16 protein-coding genes and 1 tRNA gene are annotated in these 20,007 nt (G+C 65.2%); 11 read left to right on the forward strand and 6 right to left on the reverse strand.

From position 1 onward, the window contains the following. The 6 genes from nusA to LZ519_RS06515 all read left to right on the forward strand — a co-directional run bounded on the left by nusA (position 1) and on the right by LZ519_RS06515 (position 6,932). On the forward strand, positions 1–1,629 hold the full coding sequence (gene nusA, locus LZ519_RS06490; RefSeq protein WP_249867889.1) for a transcription termination factor NusA: 1,629 nt from the start codon (positions 1–3) through the stop codon (positions 1,627–1,629). Next, entirely contained in the window at positions 1,610–2,311 is a 702-nt protein-coding gene (locus LZ519_RS06495) for a DUF448 domain-containing protein (protein WP_249867890.1), read from the forward strand. Before nusA ends, LZ519_RS06495 begins: the two co-directional genes overlap by 20 nt. Further along, entirely contained in the window at positions 2,308–4,824 is a 2,517-nt protein-coding gene (gene infB / locus LZ519_RS06500) for a translation initiation factor IF-2 (protein WP_249867891.1), read from the forward strand. The genes LZ519_RS06495 and infB overlap by 4 nt, the downstream gene beginning before the upstream one ends. Before the next feature lie 132 nt (positions 4,825–4,956). Next, on the forward strand, positions 4,957–5,349 hold the full coding sequence (gene rbfA / locus LZ519_RS06505) for a 30S ribosome-binding factor RbfA (RefSeq protein WP_249867892.1): 393 nt from the start codon (positions 4,957–4,959) through the stop codon (positions 5,347–5,349). Beyond that, positions 5,346–5,882 carry a GNAT family N-acetyltransferase gene (locus LZ519_RS06510; RefSeq protein WP_249867893.1) on the forward strand — a complete coding sequence of 179 codons (537 nt, stop codon included), beginning with the start codon at positions 5,346–5,348 and terminating at the stop codon, positions 5,880–5,882. The genes rbfA and LZ519_RS06510 overlap by 4 nt, the downstream gene beginning before the upstream one ends. Before the next feature lie 30 nt (positions 5,883–5,912). After that, positions 5,913–6,932, forward strand: coding sequence for a hypothetical protein (locus tag LZ519_RS06515; protein ID WP_249867894.1), 1,020 nt, complete (start codon positions 5,913–5,915; stop codon positions 6,930–6,932). On the opposite strand, the gene LZ519_RS06520 is transcribed toward LZ519_RS06515, so the two are convergent. Next, entirely contained in the window at positions 6,929–8,152 is a 1,224-nt protein-coding gene (locus LZ519_RS06520; RefSeq protein ID WP_249867895.1) for a class I SAM-dependent methyltransferase, read from the reverse strand. The two genes, LZ519_RS06515 and LZ519_RS06520, sit on opposite strands and share 4 nt — an antisense overlap. A 74-nt stretch (positions 8,153–8,226) precedes the next feature. On the opposite strand from LZ519_RS06520, the gene truB reads away from it, so the two are divergent. From truB to pnp, 3 genes are all read left to right on the forward strand, one after another. Continuing rightward, on the forward strand, positions 8,227–9,126 hold the full coding sequence (truB, locus tag LZ519_RS06525; RefSeq protein ID WP_249867896.1) for a tRNA pseudouridine(55) synthase TruB: 900 nt from the start codon (positions 8,227–8,229) through the stop codon (positions 9,124–9,126). Between the two features lie 8 nt (positions 9,127–9,134). Next, positions 9,135–9,404, forward strand: coding sequence for a 30S ribosomal protein S15 (gene rpsO, locus LZ519_RS06530; protein ID WP_249867897.1), 270 nt, complete (start codon positions 9,135–9,137; stop codon positions 9,402–9,404). Between the two features lie 164 nt (positions 9,405–9,568). Next, positions 9,569–11,965, forward strand: a complete 2,397-nt coding sequence (pnp, locus tag LZ519_RS06535; RefSeq protein ID WP_249867898.1) for a polyribonucleotide nucleotidyltransferase — start codon at positions 9,569–9,571, stop codon at positions 11,963–11,965. A gap of 79 nt (positions 11,966–12,044) precedes the next feature. On the opposite strand, the gene LZ519_RS06540 is transcribed toward pnp, so the two are convergent. The 4 genes from LZ519_RS06540 to LZ519_RS06555 form a co-directional block, all read right to left on the reverse strand. Then, positions 12,045–13,712, reverse strand: coding sequence for an ATP-binding protein (locus LZ519_RS06540; RefSeq protein WP_249867899.1), 1,668 nt, complete (start codon positions 13,710–13,712; stop codon positions 12,045–12,047). Beyond that, positions 13,709–15,196: a DUF7125 family protein gene (locus tag LZ519_RS06545; RefSeq protein WP_249867900.1), complete on the reverse strand. Its 1,488-nt coding sequence runs from the start codon at positions 15,194–15,196 to the stop codon at positions 13,709–13,711. Before LZ519_RS06545 ends, LZ519_RS06540 begins: the two co-directional genes overlap by 4 nt. A 150-nt stretch (positions 15,197–15,346) precedes the next feature. Continuing rightward, a complete protein-coding gene (locus LZ519_RS06550) occupies positions 15,347–16,594 on the reverse strand; it encodes an NnrS family protein (RefSeq protein ID WP_249867901.1) in 1,248 nt (415 codons plus the stop codon). A 40-nt stretch (positions 16,595–16,634) separates the two neighbouring features. Then, positions 16,635–16,710, reverse strand: a tRNA-Ala gene (locus LZ519_RS06555). A gap of 228 nt (positions 16,711–16,938) precedes the next feature. On the opposite strand from LZ519_RS06555, the gene LZ519_RS06560 reads away from it, so the two are divergent. Together LZ519_RS06560 and LZ519_RS06565 are read left to right on the forward strand one after the other, a co-directional pair. Then, entirely contained in the window at positions 16,939–17,994 is a 1,056-nt protein-coding gene (locus LZ519_RS06560) for a DUF2171 domain-containing protein (protein WP_249867902.1), read from the forward strand. A gap of 102 nt (positions 17,995–18,096) precedes the next feature. Beyond that, positions 18,097–19,083, forward strand: coding sequence for an NADP-dependent oxidoreductase (locus LZ519_RS06565; protein WP_249867903.1), 987 nt, complete (start codon positions 18,097–18,099; stop codon positions 19,081–19,083). Here LZ519_RS06565 and ypfJ read toward each other — a convergent pair. Continuing rightward, positions 19,080–19,967 (reverse strand): KPN_02809 family neutral zinc metallopeptidase, encoded by an 888-nt coding sequence (gene ypfJ / locus LZ519_RS06570; protein ID WP_249867904.1) that lies wholly within the window; start codon positions 19,965–19,967, stop codon positions 19,080–19,082. The genes LZ519_RS06565 and ypfJ overlap by 4 nt on opposite strands. Between the last annotated feature and the right edge of the window lie 40 nt (positions 19,968–20,007).

Below are 20,007 nucleotides of genomic sequence, written 5' to 3' on the forward strand. Positions count from 1 at the left end.
ATGGCTACCGCAGCACCAGCGGCTCCGACTGCAAACAAGGCCGAATTGCTCGCCATCGCCGATGCGGTCGCGCGCGAGAAGCTGATCGACAAAGCGATCGTCATCGAGGCGATGGAAGACGCGATCCAGCGCGCCGCCCGGGCCCGATACGGCGCCGAGAACGACATCCGAGCAAAGCTCGACCAGAACACCGGCGAGCTTCGCCTGTGGCGAGTTCTCGAAGTGGTCGAGGAGCCGGAGGATCATTTCAAGCAGGTCGACCTCAAGGGCGCGCAGAAGCTTGAGAAGGGTGCCGCGCTCGGCGACTTCATCGTCGATCCGCTGCCCCCGATCGAGTTCGGGCGCATCGCTGCCCAGGCCGCCAAGCAGGTGATCTTCCAGAAGGTCCGCGATGCCGAGCGCGAGCGGCACTATGAGGAATTCAAGGACCGCGCCGGCGAGATCATCACCGGAGTCGTCAAGCGCGTCGAGTTCGGCCACGTCGTCGTCGACCTCGGCCGCGCCGAGGGCGTCATCCGCCGCGACCAGCAGATCCCTCGCGAAATGGTTCGCGTTGGCGACCGCATCCGCTCGCTGATCCTTCGGGTCAGCCGCGAAGCCCGCGGCCCGCAGATCTTCCTGAGCCGCGCTCACCCGGACTTCATGAAGAAGCTCTTCGCGCAGGAAGTCCCCGAGATTTACGACGGAATCATCGAGATCAAGGCCGCGGCACGCGACCCAGGATCGCGCGCGAAGATCGGGGTCATCAGCCACGACAGCTCGATCGACCCGGTCGGCGCCTGCGTCGGAATGAAGGGCAGCAGGGTGCAGGCCGTCGTCCAGGAACTCCAGGGCGAGAAGATCGACATCATCCCTTGGTCCGAGGACCTGGCGACGTTCGTCGTCAACGCACTCCAGCCGGCCACCGTCAGCCGCGTCGTCATCGACGAGGAAGAGAGCCGCATCGAAGTCGTGGTTCCCGACGACCAGCTCAGCCTCGCGATCGGCCGCCGCGGCCAGAACGTCAGGCTCGCCAGCCAGCTGACCAACAGCCAGATTGACATCCTGACCGAAGCCGACGCGAGCGAGAAGCGCCAGCGCGAGTTCGTCGAGCGTTCGACGATGTTCCAGGAGGAGCTCGACGTCGACGAGACGCTCGCGCAGCTGCTGGTGGCCGAAGGCTTCACCACGCTGGAGGAAGTCGCCTACGTTCCGCAGGAGGAAATCAGCACCATTGAGGGGCTGGACGAGGACATCGCGACCGAGCTCCAGAGCCGGGCAACCGAAGCTCTCGACCGCCGCGAGGCTGCCGCTCGCGAGCAACGCCGGGCTCTTGGGGTCGAGGATGCCCTCGCCGAAATGCCGCACCTCACCGAGCAGATGCTGGTGACTTTGGGCAAGGCGGGCATCAAGACTCTCGACGACCTCGCCGACCTTGCCACCGACGAGCTGGTGCAGAAGCGCCGGGTCGAGCCGCGCCGGCGCTCCGACGCTCCGGTCCGGTCCGAGGACAAGGGCGGTATCCTGGCCGAATATGGGCTGAGCGACGAGCAGGGCAACGAGATCATCATGGCCGCCCGAGCCCACTGGTTCGAGGACGAGGACAAGGCGCCGCAGCAGGAGGACGCTGTTGCGGAAGACAAGCAATGAGACCGCCGAGCGCCTGAAGCACACGCCCGAGCGAACCTGCGTCCTCACCCGCCGGAAGGCGGCTCCCGATGAGCTCATCCGGCTTGCGCTCGGTCCCGACGGGACGGTCGCGCCGGACGTTCGCGCCCGCGCGCCCGGCCGCGGCGCCTGGATTTCGGTCGGCAAGGCCCAGCTTGAGGAGGCCGTCGCTAACGGCAAGCTGAAGGGCGCGCTTCAGCGAGCCTTCAAGACCGGCGAGCTGTCGGTGCCCGACGATCTTGCCGAGCGAACCGAGCAGGCGCTTCGCCAATACGCGCTTGACCGCCTTGGAATGGAAGCGCGGGCAAGCAACCTGATCAACGGCACCGACAAGGTCGAAGCGGCGGCCCGATCGGGCAAGGTCCGGCTGCTGATCCACGCATCGGACGCGGCCGAGGACGGCACGAGGGCGCTCGACCAGGCGTGGCGGGTCGGCGGCGGCGAGGCGAAGGGGGTGATATTCCCCGAGGACCGCACTATCTTGTCATTAGCTTTGGGGCGCGAAAATGTGGTACATGTCGCCCTGATCGAACCCGCTGCCGCGGCTCGCGTAAACCAAGCGCTTGCCAGGTGGCGAGCTTTCATTGACCCCGATGCCGGCTTTCTAGGCGGCGATTCCGCCTCTGGAACCGGCTCGGCTGACGAAGTTGAAGGAACAGAATGAGCGAGCAGACCGAAAAGCCGAAGCTTGGCACGCGCGCCCCGCTGGGGATCAAGCGGACGGTCGAGACCGGCAAGGTGAAGCAGAGCTTCAGCCACGGCCGCTCGAACACGGTCGTCGTCGAGGTGAAGAAGCGGCGAATCCTGGGCAAGCCCGGCGAAGCGGCCGAAGCGCCCAAAACGCCGGAGCCCGCGCCCGCGCCTGCTCCAGAGGCAAAGAAGCCCGAGCCCAAGCCCGCGGCTCCCGCCCGCGCGCCCAAGGCGTCGCCAGCCGACGAGTTCGCCAACCGGAAGGAATTGCAGGAGCGCCTTCTTCGCGAAGCCGAGGAATCGCGCCTCGCATCGCTCGAGGAAGCTCGCCGCCGCGAAGATCGCGAAAAGGTCGAGCAGACCGAGGACGAGCGCCGCCGCGCCGAGGACAACCGCAAGGCCGAGGAAGCTGCCGCCGAAGAAGCTCGCAAGCGCGCCGAAGAGGAAGCGCTCGCTGCCCAGGCTCCTGCCGCGCCGGAACCAGCCGCGCCGCAGGTCCCGGACGAGGACGACGAGCGCGGCCCGCGCCGTCACGGCCATGCGCCAGCAGCCAAGCGCCCGGAGCCTGCGCGTCCGTCGCGCGGCCGCGGCGATGAGCAGCGCCATCGCGGCAAGCTCACCGTCAGCCGTGCCCTGTCCGGCGAGGACGACAGCCGTGCCCGTTCGCTCGCTGCGCTCCGCCGCGCCCGCGAAAAGGAAAAGCGCCATCACCAGGAAGCCGGTCCGGCCGCCAAGCAGGTCCGCGACGTGGTCGTCCCCGAGGCGATCACCGTCCAGGAGCTCGCCAACCGTATGGCCGAGCGCGGCGCCGACCTGGTCAAAGCCCTGTTCAAGATGGGCATGCCCGTCACCCTGACCCAGACCATCGACCAGGACACCGCCGAGCTTCTCGTCACCGAGTTCGGCCACGCGATCAAGCGCGTGAGCGAGTCCGACATCGACATCGACACGTCCGAGGACGTCGATGCTCCGGAAACTCTGAAGGCGCGTCCGGCGGTGGTCACGATCATGGGCCATGTCGATCACGGCAAGACGTCGCTCCTCGACGCCATCCGCGGCGAAGACGTCGTCTCCGGAGAAGCCGGCGGGATCACCCAACATATCGGCGCCTACCAGGTCAGCCTTCCGGACAAGTCGAGGATCACCTTCCTCGACACTCCGGGCCACGAGGCGTTCACCGAGATGCGCGCCCGCGGTGCCAACGTCACCGACATCGTCATCCTCGTGGTTGCAGCCGATGACGGCCTGAAGCCGCAGACGATCGAGGCGATCAACCACACCAAGGCTGCCGGCGTCCCGATGATCGTCGCGATCAACAAGATCGATAAGCCGGACTCCAAGCCGCAGAAGGTCCGCGAGGAGCTTCTCCAGCACGAAGTCATTGTCGAGGACATGGGCGGCGACGTGCAGGACGTCGAAGTCTCCGCGCTCAAGAAGACCAACCTCGACAAGCTTCTCGAAGCCATCCAGCTCCAGGCTGAAATCCTCGAACTGAAGGCCAACCCGGACCGCGCCGCCGAAGGCACGGTGGTCGAAGCCAAGCTCGACAAGGGCCGCGGCCCGCTCGCGACCGTGCTCGTCCAGCGCGGCACGCTTCGCGTCGGCGACGTGTTCGTCGCTGGCGCATCGTCGGGCAAGGTCCGGGCGATGATCGACGACAAGGGTCGCCAGGTTAAGGAAGCCGGGCCGTCGGTTCCGGTCGAAGTGCTCGGAATGTCCGTGGTGCCGGCCGCCGGTGACGCGTTCACCGTCGTCGAGAACGAGGCGCGCGCTCGCGAAGTCGCGTCCTATCGTCAGGGCGTGCTCGACAAGAAGCGCACGACATCAGCGCCGGTGACTCTGGAGAACATGTTCGCCAACCATGCGTCGACGACCAAGGAGCTGGCGCTCGTGGTCAAGGCGGACGTCCATGGCTCGATCGAGGCGATTGTCCATGCGCTCAACCGCCTGTCGACCGACGAGATCAAGGTCCGGATACTTCACTCGGGCGTGGGCGCGATCACCGAAAGCGACGTGACTCTCGCAAGCGCGAGCGGAGCGCCGATCATCGGCTTCAACGTCCGACCGAATGCCAAGGCCCGCGAAGTCGCCGACCGCAACAAGGTCGAGTTCCGCTATTACGACGTCATCTACCACCTTACCGACTGGGTGAAGGGGGCGATGGCAGGCGAGCTCGGTCCCGAGATCATCGAGACGGTCGTCGGACGCGCCGAGGTCAAGGAAGTCTTCCCCGCCGGCAAGAAGGACAAGGCCGCCGGCCTCCTCGTCCTCGAGGGCATTATCCGCAAGGGCCTCAACGCCCGCCTCACCCGCGAGGACGTCATCGTCTCCAAGACGACCATCTCCTCGCTTCGGCGCTTCAAGGACGACGTTTCCGAGGTCACGTCCGGCCTCGAGTGCGGCGTTCTCCTGGCCGATACCAACGACATCAAGCCGGGCGACTCGCTCGAAGTGTTCGAGGTCGAGGAGCGCGCGCGGACGCTTTGAGCGAGCAGCCTGACACTCCGCCGGGCCAACTCTCGGCCAAGAAAGTCAACCGGATCGTTGGCTGGCTGGCAGGATGCGCACCAATGTTGCTGCTAACCTTCGTTTCGGTCGTGTATTTGACGGTGAAGTAACGTGCGCAAGGTTGAAACTCCCGAAGGCCGCTCGGTCCGCCTCCTCCGCGTCGGCGAGCAGGTGCGCCACGTGCTGAGCGAATTGCTCCAGCGCGGCGACGTGCATGACGAGACGCTTCAGAACCACCTGGTCAGCGTCACCGAGGTGCGGATGTCACCCGACCTTCGCCACGCGACCGTGTTCGTGAAGCCATTGCTCGGCCAGGACGAGGAAGCGGTGCTCAAGGCGCTGCGCCAGAACACGGCCTACCTCCAGCGCGAGGTTGCCCGCCGCGTGCAGCTGAAATATGCCGCCAAGCTCAAGTTCCTGGCGGACGAGAGCTTCGATGAAGGCACACACATCGACCGCCTGCTGAGGTCGCCCAAGGTCGCCCAGGATATCGAGGGCGAATGATCGCGGGGCTCGATGCGCCGATGCAGGGCGACGACTGCAGCGCCGAGCTACTGACCGAAGCGCATCGAGAGGATCTCCGCTTGGCGTGCGGCGAAGACCCGGACCTTTGGCAGATCTGGTATGCAGACTTCGGCGCTCAAAATTTCGATGCCGCGTTCGACCAGCTGATGGCGCGTGCCGAATGGGTCCGCTTTGCGCTCCGTGACGGCGACACGTTCGCGGGCTTCAGCTGTTATTTGAACATCGACGACAGCCGCCAGCTGCTGGAGATCGGCAGCACCTATTATCGCCCGCGCCTCCGCCACATCGGCTTCAATCGGCGCTGCAAGTCGATGATGCTGAAGCGCGCCTTCGAATTCGGCTATCGGCGCGTCGAATTCCGCGTCGACAGGCGGAACACCCGCAGCCAGGCAGCGATGAAGAATCTCGGCGCAGTCCGCGAAGGCGTGATGCGAAGCCACGGCATCACCTGGAACGGCCACGTTCGCGACACGGTGCTTTTCGCTATTTTGCGCGAGGAATGGCCGGTCTAAGGCTTGGGCTCACGCGCTCGTCAGCGGGGAATGGCCATCGTCAGCAAACGCGCCAAGGCGGAAGGCATGCCGATCATCCACATCGGCTATCCCAAGACCGCGAGCACCTGGTTCCAGAAGGCTTTCTATCCGCACCTCAACTCGCCCCGATACATCGGCCGCGAAGCGATCAAGGCCGCACTCGCTGATTGGAACGCGCTCGATTTCGACCCGGAGAAATTCCGGAAGACGCTTGGCCTCGGCGAGCATGAGGCGGGCCTGATCAGTGAGGAGGGCCTGTGCGGCTACCTTCACAACGGCGGCGTGGGCGGGATGGTCTCCAAGGTGCTCGCCGAGCAATTGAAACAAGCATATCCGGACGCCCGCATCGTCATCTTCATCAGGTCGCAGCCGAGCATCCTCGTGGCCGCTTACGCGCAGTACGTCCGCTCCGGCGGGACGCGTAGCGCGCGCCGCTATTTCTTCCCCAAGGATTATCTGATCGGGCCCAACGCCTCGACCTACAAGCAGCCGCGGTTCGATATTGCCTTCTTCCGCTACTCGCGATTGATCGAGCTGTACGAAGGCCTGTTCGGGGCCGGAAACGTGCACATATTTCTCTACGAACAGTTCGCGACCGGCGGCGTCGACTTCCTCCGCGATTATTCGAAACGGCTGGCTCTCGACGTCGACTGGGACAAGGTTTCGGTAGAGCGGAAGCACGCGAGCTATTCGCACTCGCTGATGCAGGTTGCGCGCGCGACTAACCTGCTCACCGCCCGGTCGGTCCAGGACAAGACGTCCGTGGTTCACGTGCCCGGCTGGTACGACGCCCGGCGGCAGCTTCTTGAAAGCGCCAACCGCACCGGCCTCTTCGGCCGTTCACCGGCGCTCGACCAGCTGGTCGGCAAGCCGACCGCCGACTGGCTCCGCGACTATTATGTCGAGGACAACAAGCGGCTCATGCAGACTCACAAGCTACCGCTAGCCGACTTCGAATATCCGATAGAGGCCGTGCAAGCGCCCGACCGGCCGACGCCGGGCCGCTGGCGCTCGGTTCTTCGGTTCTAGCTTTCCAGCAGCTTCGACAGCGTTTCGGGCTTGATCGTCGGGTAGCCCTCTTGCGCCCGAACGAGGAACGACTTGCCGCCGAACGGCGCGGTCGCCTTCGCCCAGGCGTCGTACCAGGCCTTTAGGAAGGCCGGGTTGCCATATTGCTTCTTAAGCAGTGCGTGGCGTTTGCGGCCCTTGCGGCCCGACGCACGGGCGGATTCGCTACCGATCCGCTGCTGGAGCGCCTTTCCCTCGGCCGCCAGCGTGATGAAGGTGATCCGCTCCGCCGACTGCAGAATGTGGAAGGCCGGATCGCGACCGTGCGACTGCAACGGGCGGTCGAAGGGCCGGAGCATGTCGTAATGGAAGACGAGCGTGTCGTGCCGCCCAGGCTCGAGATCGTCGAGACGATTGGCGCTGACGCTCGTGAAGTTGTCGGCGATGCCAAATTTCTTGCGCAGCTTCGGGTCGTCCAGTGCCCGGATGAAGGAGGACTTGCCGACCGCGGTCGGACCGCAGACTACGACCAGATGGCCGATGTCGCGCCTCCGCGCCTCGACGATCCAGCGGCCCTTGAAGCTCGAATGGTGGAAGATGACCTGCTCGTAGGCCTTGCTGTGGCCGTTGACGATCGTAGCGATCGCCTTCTTCGAGAAAGTGAAGGTGCGGTCGGCGGCTCGGGTGCTGTTGGCTGTCGGCCCCAGGAGGATGACCGGTAGGCCGGATGCCCCGAACAGCGCGAGCGGATTGCCCATCTTCACGACGTCGCGGACGCTGACGGGCGCGACCTCCAGGTAGAAGCGCTTGGCCGTGATCCGCATGATCTTCCGAAGCGCCGCGACCGGGTCGTACAAATGGTGCAGCACGTTGAGGCAGAGCACGACGTCGAAGCTTTTGTCGGCGCTGTCCCAATATTCGAAGTCTGCCGGGATATATTGGGCCCGCGGATCGACGATGTCGGCAATTTCGCGCGCATGGCGTGCGCGTTCGGGTGACGTTTCCAGCCCGGTCGCGGCCGACGCACCGTGCTTCAGTGCCTCGAGGCAGAAATGGCCGAGCGCCGAGCCGATATCGAGCAGCCGAAGCCCCTTGAGATCGCTCGCGAACAATATGTCGTCCATCGACGTGCGCGTATGGCCGCCAGTGGTTTCTCCGCCGCCGAGGTTGATGTTCTGGTAGCGGATGTGCTCCGAGCCCAGCAGCTTCGCGACGCGCTCGTCGCGCTGGCTTTCATCCATGTGGGTCGACCCGTTAAGTGTGCGCGCGGGCTACCGGAGGCAGGTGGCGCGCGCAAGCAGGAGCGATTGCACAAGTGAGGTCCGGCTGGATCATCCTCGACAAGCCCGTGGGGCTCGGCTCGACGCGGGCGGTGTCAGCAGTCAAGCGCGCGCTCCGCGAAGCGGGGGAGCCGAAGACCAAGGTCGGTCACGGCGGCACGCTCGACCCGCTCGCTAGCGGGGTCCTGCCGATCGCTCTGGGCGAAGCGACCAAGCTTGCTGGGAGGATGCTCGACGCGACCAAGGCCTATGATTTCACGATCAGCTTCGGCGGGGAAACCGACACGCTCGACGCCGAAGGCACGGTCATCGCGACCAGCGACGTGCGACCGTCGCGCGACCAGGTGGAGGCGGTCCTTCCTCGCTTCACCGGCGAAATCGAGCAGGTGCCGCCGGCCTATTCGGCGCTGAAGCTGGATGGGAAGGCGGCCTATGCCCGAGCGAGGGCAGGCGAAAAGGTCGAAATGAAACCGCGCCGCGTGACGATCCACGAGCTCTGGTTGCTCGACGCCAATCCCGATGAAGTGACCCTTTCCGCCACCGTCTCCAAGGGCACCTACATCCGCTCGCTGGCCCGAGACATCGCCCAGGCGGTTGGAGCGGTGGGGCACGTCACCTATCTCAGACGCACGCGCGCCGGGCCGTTCGGCCTGGAATCAGCCATTTCGCTGGACTTTCTGGGTGAAGCCGCTAAGGCGCGCGACCTGACGAGGGCGGTGCTTCCGTTGGAAGCTGCGCTGGACGACATCCCGGCCCTCCCCGTCACTCCCGACCAGGCAGTGCTGCTCCGTCATGGACAGCGGCTTGGCGGGTTCCCGGTAAGTCCGGGGCTTCAGGTTGCGACATCGGACGGAATTCCGGTGGCCCTCGTGGAAGCCACGGCCGACGGCCTGAAGGTCGTCCGGGGTTTCAATCTTCTCGATGTCGCGGAGTGATAAAAACAATGTCGATTACAGCCGAGCGCAAGGAAACGCTGATCAAGGAACATGGCCGTGGCAAGGGCGACACCGGTTCGCCGGAAGTCCAGGTCGCGATCCTGACCGAGCGGATTCAGAACCTGACCCAGCATTTCAAGACGCACGCCAAGGACAACCATTCCCGCCGCGGGCTTCTGATGCTGGTGAACCAGCGCCGCTCGCTGCTCGACTATCTTCGTCACAACGACGAGCAACGCTACACCGACATCATCGCGAAGCTGGGTCTTCGCAAGTAACTGAGGAAACGGCTCCCAAACGGAGCCGTTCTTCATATTGGCCAACCGCAATTCGGCGGACTGGCCTTTGAGGGGCAATTCAAGAGGCCCCGAACCGACCGCAGGCCGGATTGCCTGCGACAGCTGTCCCGCCGGCATCCGGCTGGCGGGGTGAAGGAAAAGATATGTTCGACATCAAGACAGTGGAAATCGAGCTGGGGGACAAGACCCTCAAGCTCGAAACGGGCCGTGTTGCCCGCCAGGCCGACGGCGCGGTTCTCGCGACCCTCGGCGAAACGGTGGTCCTGTGCGCAGTCACCGCCGCAAAGAACGTGAAGCCGGGGCAGGACTTCTTCCCGCTCACCGTTCACTACCAGGAAAAATTCTCGGCTGCCGGCCGTATCCCCGGCGGCTTCTTCAAGCGCGAGCGTGGAGCGACCGAGAAGGAAACGCTCACCAGCCGCCTCATCGACCGGCCGATCCGCCCGCTGTTCCCGGAAGGGTTCTACAACGAGGTCCTCGTGATCGCCCAGGTTCTTTCCTACGACGGAGAGAACGAGCCCGACATCGTCGCGATGATCGCCGCTTCGGCTGCGCTGACCATCTCCGGCGTGCCCTTCATGGGCCCGATCGGCGCTGCCCGCGTCGGCTTCAAGGATGGCGAGTACATCCTGAACCCGTCGCCTGAGCAGACGAAGGAAAGCGCGCTCGAACTGGTGATGGCCGGAACGCCCAATGCGGTGATGATGGTCGAGTCCGAGGCCAAGGAGCTGACCGAAGAGCAGATGCTCGGTGCGGTCATGTTCGGCCACAAGGCCAGCCAGAAGGTTTGCGAGGCGATCATCAGCCTCGCCGAGAAGGCGGCCAAGGACCCGTGGGACCTGGAGTCCACCTCGGACCAGAAGGCCGGCATCAAGAAGAAGCTGAAGGACATCGTCGGCAAGGACATCGAGGCCGCCTACAAGCTGACCAACAAGTCGGAGCGTTCGGCCGCCCTCAACGCGGCCCGCGACAAGGCAAAGGAAGCTTTCGCCGAGGCCGACCCGCAGGAGCAGCTGGTCGCCGGCAAGGCGGTCAAGAGCCTGGAAGCGGACATCGTTCGCGGCGCAATCCTGAAGGAAGGCCGCCGGATCGACGGACGCGACACCAAGACGGTCCGTCCGATCGAGTCGATGGTCGGATTCCTTCCGCGCACCCACGGCTCGGCGATCTTCACCCGTGGGGAGACCCAGGCGATCGTCACCGTCACTCTCGGAACCAAGGAGTCCGAGCAGATGATCGACGGTCTTGAGGGCCTCTCCTACCAGGCCTTCATGCTGCACTATAACTTCCCGCCCTATTCGGTCGGCGAAGTGGGCCGCTTCGGCGCTCCGTCGAGGCGCGAGACCGGCCACGGCAAGCTTGCCTGGCGCGCTCTCCACCCGATGCTGCCGAGTGCGGAGGAGTTCCCCTATACGATCCGCGTCCTGTCCGACATCACCGAGTCCAACGGCTCCTCGTCGATGGCCACGGTGTGCGGCGGAAGCCTGGCTCTGATGGATGCCGGCGTTCCGCTGAAGGCGCCGGTCGCGGGTATCGCGATGGGCCTCATCCTCGAAGGCAAGGACTATGCTGTGATCAGCGACATCCTTGGCGACGAGGACCACCTCGGCGACATGGACTTCAAGGTTGCGGGCACCGCGACCGGGGTCACATCGCTGCAGATGGACATCAAGGTCGCCGGGATCACCGAGGAGATCATGAAGACCGCCCTCGCCCAGGCGAAGGACGGCCGTGCGCATATCCTCGGCGAGATGGCCAAGGCCCTCGGGTCCGTTCGTGGCGAGCTTTCGGCTCACGCGCCGCGCATCGAAACGATGCAGATCCCGAAGGACAAGATCCGCGAAGTGATCGGGACCGGCGGAAAGGTGATCCGCGAGATCGTCGCCGAGACCGGAGCCAAGGTCGACATTGACGACGACGGAGTGATCAAGATCAGCTCGTCCGACCTGTCGCAGATCGAGGCTGCCCGCCAGTGGATCCACGGCATCGTCGCCGAGCCGGAGCCGGGCACCATCTACACCGGCAAGGTCGCCAATATCGTCGATTTCGGCGCGTTCGTGACCTTCATGCCCGGGAAGGACGGCCTGGTTCACGTGTCGGAGATCAGGAACGAGCGGGTCGAGAACGTCCGCGACGTGCTGAGCGAAGGCCAGGAAGTGAAGGTCAAGCTGCTCGAGGTCGACCAGCGCGGCAAGGTCCGCCTGTCGATGCGTCTCGTCGACCAGGAAACCGGCGAAGAGCTTCCCGACACGCGTCCCCCTCGCGAGCCTCGCGAGGGTGGCGACCGTGACCGCGGACCTCGCGGCGACCGCGGAGATCGCGGCCGTGGCGGCCGTGACCGTGGTCCGAGGCGCGACGGCGGCGGCGATCGCGGTGGCCGTGGCGGCGACCGGGATCGCGGACCGCGCGGCGAAGGCGGCGGCGACCGTGGCGGTCGTCCCCCGCGCCGCGAGCGTGAGGGTGGCGAGCGCCAGGGCGGTGACGAGGGCGAAGCGCCCAAGTTCGCTCCGGCGTTCCTGACCGGCGACGACTCGGATTAAATCCGAGCGTCAGCCCGGCTGAAAAGACAAAGGCCTCGCGATCCGATCGCGGGGCCTTTTCTTTTGCCTGGTGTCGATCTCAGCGGTCGGCGCGAAACTGAACCACATTCTCCGGCGCCTGGGACTGCAACAGCTCGGCGACGAACTCCGCGAGGTCGGCCTGACGGAACGGCTTGGCAAGGCGCGGGACCGATGCTCCCGGCCCTTCGGCGAGGGTTGAATAGCCGGTGATCAACATCGCCTTCATCGCCGGCGCCAGCTTCGCCGCATGCTGGATGAGCTCAGCTCCGTTCATCCCTGGCATCAAATAGTCGGTGATCATCAGGTCGGCTTCGTCGCCGCTCCGAAGCAGCCGAAGCGCCTCCGCAGCGGAGTTGGCCTCGAGAACCTCGTAACCGAGGTCGGTCAGCATCTCACTCGTTCCGATCCGGACCAGCTCCTCGTCGTCGACCAGCAGGATGGTTGCCCGTCTCGCTGCGGGGATCAGCGGCCGCGTAGACCGTTCCTCTTCGCGCGCTGGCTCGGCGGCGACGGGAAGCCGCATCTCGGCGACCGTTCCGTGGCCGGGCGTGCTCTTCAATTCGAGGCTTCCGCCTAGCTGCGCCGCGAGGCCGTGGACCATCGAGAGCCCAAGGCCGGTTCCCTTGCCGACGCCCTTGGTCGAGAAGAAAGGCTCGACCGCGCGCGCCAGCGTGTGCTCGTCCATTCCCATCCCGGTGTCGCTGACGAGGATCCGGACACAGTCGGCCTCGCCTTCCGATTTTCCGAACTCCGCTTCCGCGCTGATCGTTAGGGCCCCTCCGCGAGGCATGGCGTCGCGGGCGTTGATCGCGAGGTTGAGGATCGCAAGCTCAAGCTGGTTGGGGTCGACCCGCGCCGGCGGAAGGTCTTCGGGATAGGTGATCTGCACTTCGATCGCCGGGTCGATCGAGCGGCGGATGAGGTCGCGCATGCCGTCCAGAAGCGCGCCGACATTCACCGAGCGAACCATCAGGTCCTGGCGCCTGGCGAAGGCCAAAAGGCGCTGCACCAAGGTCGCTGCCCTGCTGGCGGCCTGGAGTCCCGCATCGATCAGCCTTTGCGACGGGTCGCCGGGCGCCAGCCTCCGGCGAAGCAGGTCGAGATTGCCGATCACCGGAGTGAGCAGGTTGTTGAAGTCGTGCGCGACTCCGCCCGTCAGCTGGCCCAGCATCTCAAGCTTCTGCGCTTCGTGGAGCTTGGCCAGAGCGAGCTCATGCTCGCGGGTGCGCTCTACGACGCGCCCCTCCAGAGTCTCGTTGGCGGTGCGCAGCCGGTCCTCGCTCTGCTGCAGCTCCTTCAGCCGGGCGCGGGCGTCGTATTGACGGCGCCGGGCTCTAAGCACCGCCTTCGCAAGGCTGACGAGCGTGGTCGGGTGGAACGGACGCTCGACGAAGGTGACGTTCCCGAGGGTGTCGAGCAGCCGTGCAGCCTCCGGATTGCGCTCCAGCCCGCCGCCCTTGTGGGTTAAAAGCACGAAGGGAAGGTCCGACCATTCGGGCTGCTCGTCGATCCAGCGAGCGACCTTGCGAAGGTCGCGGCCGACGAGCGCCTCTTCGGCCACCAGGACGAAGCCGACGTCGTCATCCAGCTCCCGGGCCAGGCATTCGAGGTCGGGGCAAATCACCGATGAAATGCTCGCTTCGCGCAGCATTCCCGCAGCGATATTCGCGTCGCGGCCCACGGGCGCCAGGATCAGCGCACTTTCCGAGCGGTCGCGAGGGGTCAAGTTTCGAGGTCCATCAGCGCCTTGTCGATCCCGACCATTTCCGGGACCCCGCGAAGGACTCCCTGGAAATTCGTCAATGGCTCGCCAAGGTTGATACCCTTCTGTCCGATCCGATATTCCCGGATCGTGTCCTCGTGGGCGCTGGTCCGCTTCTTGATGACGGAGATGGCCCGGCGCACTCGTCCCACAGCCTCGAAGTAGCGGAGCAGGATGACCGTGTCTGCGAGATAGGTGACGTCAACGGGCGAGCGCATGTCGCCGACCAAACCGTGCTGCGCGACCGTCAGGAAGGTGGTCGCCCCCTGCCGGTTCAGGAATTGCAGAAGCTCGTGCATGTGCAGGATCAGCTGCTTCTCCTCAGGCATCGCCGCCTGGTAGCCGTTGAGGCTGTCGACGATCACGGTTCGCACCTTGTGCTGTTCGACGCACACCCGAACGCGGTGAGCGAATTCGCCCGGCGCAAGCTCTGCCGCATCGACCTGCTCAACCAGGAGATTCCCGGATTTCTGAAGCTGTTCAAGGTCTAGGCCGAGTCCCTTCGCCCGCTGGAACAGAAGCCCGATCTCCTCATCGAAGATGAACACGGCTGCCTTCTCGCCACGCTCCACGGCCTGAACCGCGAAGGTCAGCGAAAGCAGCGACTTTCCGGTGCCCGCGGGTCCGAGGATCAGAGTGCTCGATCCGCGTTCGATCCCGCCACCGAGCAAGGTGTTTAGCTCGGTCGAGTTGCTCTTAAGCGTCTCGCGCTTGAACTTAGACCTGTGCTCCGCGGAAACCAGGCGCGGAAAGACCTGCACTCCGCCCGTCTTGATGATGAGGTCGTGATAGCCGCCGCGGAAATTCTGGCCGCGATATTTCAGCACGCGCAGCCGCCTCCGCTCCGCGCCGTAATCGGGCGCGAGTTCGTCGAGCCTGATCACTCCGTGGGCGACGCTGTGGACGGTCTTGTCGTGGCTGTCGCTGGTCAGGTCGTCGAGCATGACAACCGTGGCGCCAGTGCGTGAAAAATAATGTTTCAGCGATAGCACCTGGCGCCGGTAGCGAAGCGAGCTTTGCGCGAGCAGCCGGATTTCCGACAGGCTGTCGATCACCACCCGAATGGGTTTGTGTTTCTCTATCGCCTCGAAGATGCGCTTGGTGGTTTCGCCAAGCTCGAGGTCGGACGAATAGAGCAGGCTTTGCTGCTGGTCTTCGTCGAGCAAGCTTTCGGGCGGAACCAGCTCGAAGATCGCATTGGGTTCTTCGAACTTCCAGCCGTGCGAGGCGGCGCTTTCGCGAAGCTCCTCCTCGGTCTCCGACAGCGTGATGTAGAGCCCGCGCTCGCCGGCTTCCGCTCCTGCGAGGAGGAACTGGCTTGCGATGGTAGTCTTGCCCGTCCCCGGGCTTCCCTCGACCAAATATAGGCGGCCGCGCTGCAGGCCGCCGGAGAGGATGTCGTCGAGCCCCTCGACGCCCGTCGACGCTTTCTTCTGTATTTCTTCCATTGCGTTCCGTCATTTCCGGCGGGCCGGTCGGCGCCGCCTGATTTAAGTTTGGAAATGGCAACGTTGAGCGACTGAAACGGTTGCACCGCTGCTGTGCCGGCCACGGCAGCGGCGCGCATGTTTCCGAGAGTAGTCGACGAGCGGGGAGCCTTATCGCTCGCCGAGTCTAGGCCCCCACAACACCGGATAATAAGCGATCGCGAAAAGCAGGAGCGCAGCGCCCCAGAAGGCGCCGGCGGCGTCGAGCATCGGCCCATACGGGCCAACGCCCGCGGAGGCCGTCACCCGAAGCAGCGCGCCGATGGTCACGCAAACGTAGGAAAGAACCGTGACCGGGCTCGCCTTGAGCTCGCGAGCGGTATGGCCGAGGCTCGCCCGGGTCATCACCGCAAGGATCATGGTCGACATCGCTCCGGCGGTCAGCGCGTGAACGCCCGCGCTTCGCGGCAGGTCGACGCCCGCAATGGATAGGCCGAGCAGCATGAGCCCGACCGGAACCCAGAGGTATCCAACGTGAAGGATCACGACCAACGGATCGCTGAAGGTTCGGATCCCGCCCCAGCGCGACATCCGGAGAAGCTGCGCCGCGGAAGCAAGCATCAGGATGAAGCCGGTCAGTTGCACGTCCGGGAACGCGAGCCAGAAGATCAGCGCCAGCGCCACGGTGACAATCACCAGCAGGTCGAGCGGCTGAGGCTGGGTCGGCAGAGCCTTCTTCTCGCCCTGCTTTGCCATCCAGTTCCTGGTGAAGGAGGGGATGATGCGGCCGCCGATCACGGAGATCATGATGATGACCAGCGAAATCGCGCCCCGCCAGCCGAGGTCCGGCGAGACCAACCCGACGGCCCCCGCATAGTCTGCCGCATCCGCAAGGCCGAAGACGAGGACCAGCCCGACGATCGGGAGGTTGCGGTTCTTGCTGGCGATGACCTCGCGCGCCGCCATCGCGCCTAGGGTGACGAACAGTCCGACGTCGAAGATCGCGGCGACCCAAAGGCTCGCAGCTGCCGAGAAAAGCACCGCAACGCGCGCTGCGAACCACAGGCCGAAGAGCGCGAGGAGCGGGTTTCCAGCGATCGGAAGCCGGCCGGTCCAGTTCGGGATCGCGGTTAGGACGAAGCCGGCCACCGCCGCTCCGACGAATCCGAAGAGCATCTCGTGGCGATGCCAGGCGATTGCGTCGAAGGCGGTGGGAAGGACCAGCTGGCCGGCGAGAGCGAACACCCACAAGGCGATCGCGATGACCGCCCAGCTTGCTGCTCCGAAGAAGAAGGGGCGAAATCCGCCGCGAAGAATGGGCGGCGCCGCCGCCATCCGTTTCTTGCGCAGCGCGAGCATCTGCTCGCCGCGGGTCACGTTCGGCGTTGCGGCCGTCTTTGCGTTCTCGCGGTCCTTCACGATTTTACTCCGCCACCGCTGGATGCCAGGCAGGCAAGGCTGGTGGAGCTGAGGGGAATCGAACCCCTGACCTCTGCAGTGCGATTGCAGCGCTCTCCCATCTGAGCTACAGCCCCGCGCCGCCAGCCTGGCAGGAAAGACACGCCCTTGGGCGCGCTTTGGAGCGGCTGCAATAGCCCCGGATTCCCCTCCACGCAATCGCTCGCCGCAGGGTTCACCCGCCTTGCCGAAAACGGTCGTTTTGAAGGCCTCCCAACCGGAACGGCGCCATTCCTCCATTCGTTTTTTCCCTGTGACGCGCGGGGGTTCACCCCGCCGCCCCGGATTCCCACGAAGGAGACCAGATGATGGCCTATGACCGTTATGAAACACGCCGCGACCGCGACTGGCGAGGCAACAGCGACTACGAGCGCGGCCGCCGCGACGAGCGCGGGTTCTTCGAGCGCGCTGGCGACGAGATCGCCTCCTGGTTCGGCGACGACGACGCCGAGCGCCGTCGGCGCCAGGACGAGCAGATGAACCGCGGATCGGGACGCGAAAGCGGCTGGGGCCGCGACCGCGACTATGACCGTGGCTTCGGACGCGACTACGACCGCGACCGCCAGTCCGTCGCAAGCTCGGACCGCGACTTTGACCGCAACCGGTCGAGCAGCCGGCCGACAAACTGGACGTCGAGCGACCGCGACTATCGCTCCGGCCAGTCAACCCGCGGCTATGCCGGTTACGACCGCGACTACTCGTCGCGAGGCGGGATCGGCGGGTCGATGAGCTCCGACTACATGTCCCCGACCGGGCCGAGCTTCGGCTATGGCGGCACCTACGGCGCCGGAAGCAGCAACGGCTACGGAAGCGGCGGCTACGGCTCGGGCTTCGGCGGCGACCGCGAAAGCGACCGCAGCTACCGGCCGATGGCCGGCGACTATGGCCGGTCGGACCGTAACGAGGATCGCCACTATCACGCCTGGCGCCAGCGCCAGCTCGACGAGCTCGACCGCGACTATGACAATTACTGCCGCGAACGTCAGAACCGGTTCGAGAGCGATTTCGGCAGCTGGAGGCAGAACCGCATGTCGAAGCGGCAGCATCTCGGCAGCATCCGCGAGCATATGGATGTGGTCGGAAGCGACGGCGAGACGGTCGGCAAGGTCGACTGCGTCAAGGGCGACCATATCGTCCTCACGAGGTCGGATTCGGACGACAACCGGCATCACATGATTGATTGTTCGATGGTCCAGACGGTCGAGGGCGACCAGGTCCGGCTCGAAATGCCTGCTGAGGAAGCCAAGAGCCGATTCCAGGAATCGGACGGCCGCGGCCTGTTCGGGCGCGACGACGACCGCGGCGAAGGCGGCGAGCGCACCGACCTCGAGCGGAGCTTCTCCGGCACCTACAAGAGCTAGGCCCTGCTGAAGCTGGAATGAGGAAGGCCCGGCGGCGCGAGCTGCCGGGCCTTTCGCATGCCGCCCGGCGAGCCTAAGCAGCGGCTCGAAAAGGAGGGATCGATGGCCCGAGCCTGGCATTTGGTGAGCCGCCCCGAGGCGCTTCCGACGAGCGACAATTTCGCCCTTCGCGACATCGAGCTTCCAAAGCTCGAGGACGGCCAGGTGCACGTCCGCAACCTTTGGCTGTCCGTCGATCCCTACATGCGCGGCCGGATGAACGAGTCGAGGTCGTATATCCCGCCGTTCCAGATCGATGAGCCCATGGACGGAGGAGCGATCGGCGAGGTCGTCGAATCCCGGGCCGACGGCTTTGCTCCCGGCGATCTCGTCTCCCACTTTTCCGGCTGGCGCGACGAGGCAGTGCTGCCGGCGAAGGCGCTCACCAAGATTCCCGATGTCGGAGCAAAGCCGGAAACGTTCCTGAGCGTGCTCGGAATGCCGGGAGCGACAGCTTACTTCGGACTCCTCGACGCGGCCCAAGCCAAGGCGGGAGACACGGTCTTCGTCTCGGCTGCTGCGGGAGCGGTCGGCTCAGCGGTCGTACAGATCGCCAAGGCCAAGGGCATGACCGTCGTCGGATCCGCAGGCGGCAAGGAGAAATGCGAGTTCGTCCGCTCGCTCGGCGCCGATGCCGCCATCGACTATCGCGCCGGCCCAGTTCTGGCCTCGCTTCGCGACGCCGCCCCCGACGGCATCGACGTCTATTTCGACAATGTCGGCGGCGACCACCTCGATGCCGCCTTCGCCCGCGCCCGGCTCAACGCCCGCTTCGCCTTGTGCGGGATGATTGCCGGCTACAACAGCCGGGAGCCGCAGCAATTCCGCTACATCATCCGCATGATCGCGATGCGCGTTACCATGCGCGGCTTCCTCTACGGCGACTACGTGTCGCGGCTCGACGAATTCTATCGCGACATGGGCGAGCTGATGGCCACCGGCAAAGTCCGCTCGCACGAGACCGTGTTCGATGGGCTGGAAAAGGCCCCCGATGCGTTCCTCGGCCTGTTCTCGGGCGCCAACACCGGAAAGATGCTCGTCCGGGTCTAGATCTTGCAGGCGGCCGGGTCGCCGCTCTGGTACCCGGTGCGGAGCGCAGCCATCCTCTGTGCCGACGTGCCGTGCGTGAAGCTCTCCGGAACAACTCGCCCCTGTGTCTGCCTCTGAAGCGTGTCGTCGCCGATGGCTTCGGCGGCGCGCATGCCTTCTTCGATGTCGCCTGCTTCCATGATGCTTCCGCGTTCGTCGCGCGCATTGGCCGCCCACACGCCCGCGTAGCAATCGGCTTGCAGCTCCACCCTCACCTGGATGGCATTACCCTCGGCCTCGCTTGCCCGAACCTGCGCATTGTGAGCTTCGTCGAGGCCGCCCTGCAAATCCTGCACGTGATGTCCGACTTCGTGGGCAATTACATACGCCATTGCGAAGTCGCCGGGCGCTCCGAACCGCTGTGAAAGCTCGTTGAAGAATTGCGGGTCGATGTAGATCTTCTTGTCCGTCGGACAATAAAATGGGCCCATCGCCGCCTGCGCTGCACCGCAGCCCGAACTGCTGCTGTTCGAATAAGCGACCATCGTGGTCGGCGAATATTGGGCGTTGCTCTTGGCGAAGATCTCGCCCCAGGTCTGCTCCGTCGAGCCAAGCACGCGCGTCAGGAAGGATCGAACGTTCGGGTCGAGCGTGGACTGGCCGGAAGGCGCGGTTTGCTGCGTCCCGCCACCCGGCAGAATTCCACCGCCGCCGCCGAGCCCGCCAAGCGAGCTCAGGATGAAGTAGCCGATGACGAGGATGACCACGCCGCCGAGCCCGAACCGGCTCATGATCAGGGGGATCAGGCAGCCGAGCGCGTTGCCGCCTCCGCCGCCAAAGCCATAGCCGGACTGGCCGGTCCGGTCCTCGAAGTTGCTGCTTTCGGGTTCGCCGCCAAGACGCATGGTTCACTCCTCCCTGTTCCGCCCCCAATGCGCGAACGGG

This window comes from Sphingomonas anseongensis (genome assembly GCF_023516495.1).
Classification (GTDB): Bacteria; Pseudomonadota; Alphaproteobacteria; order Sphingomonadales; family Sphingomonadaceae; genus Sphingomicrobium; species Sphingomicrobium anseongensis.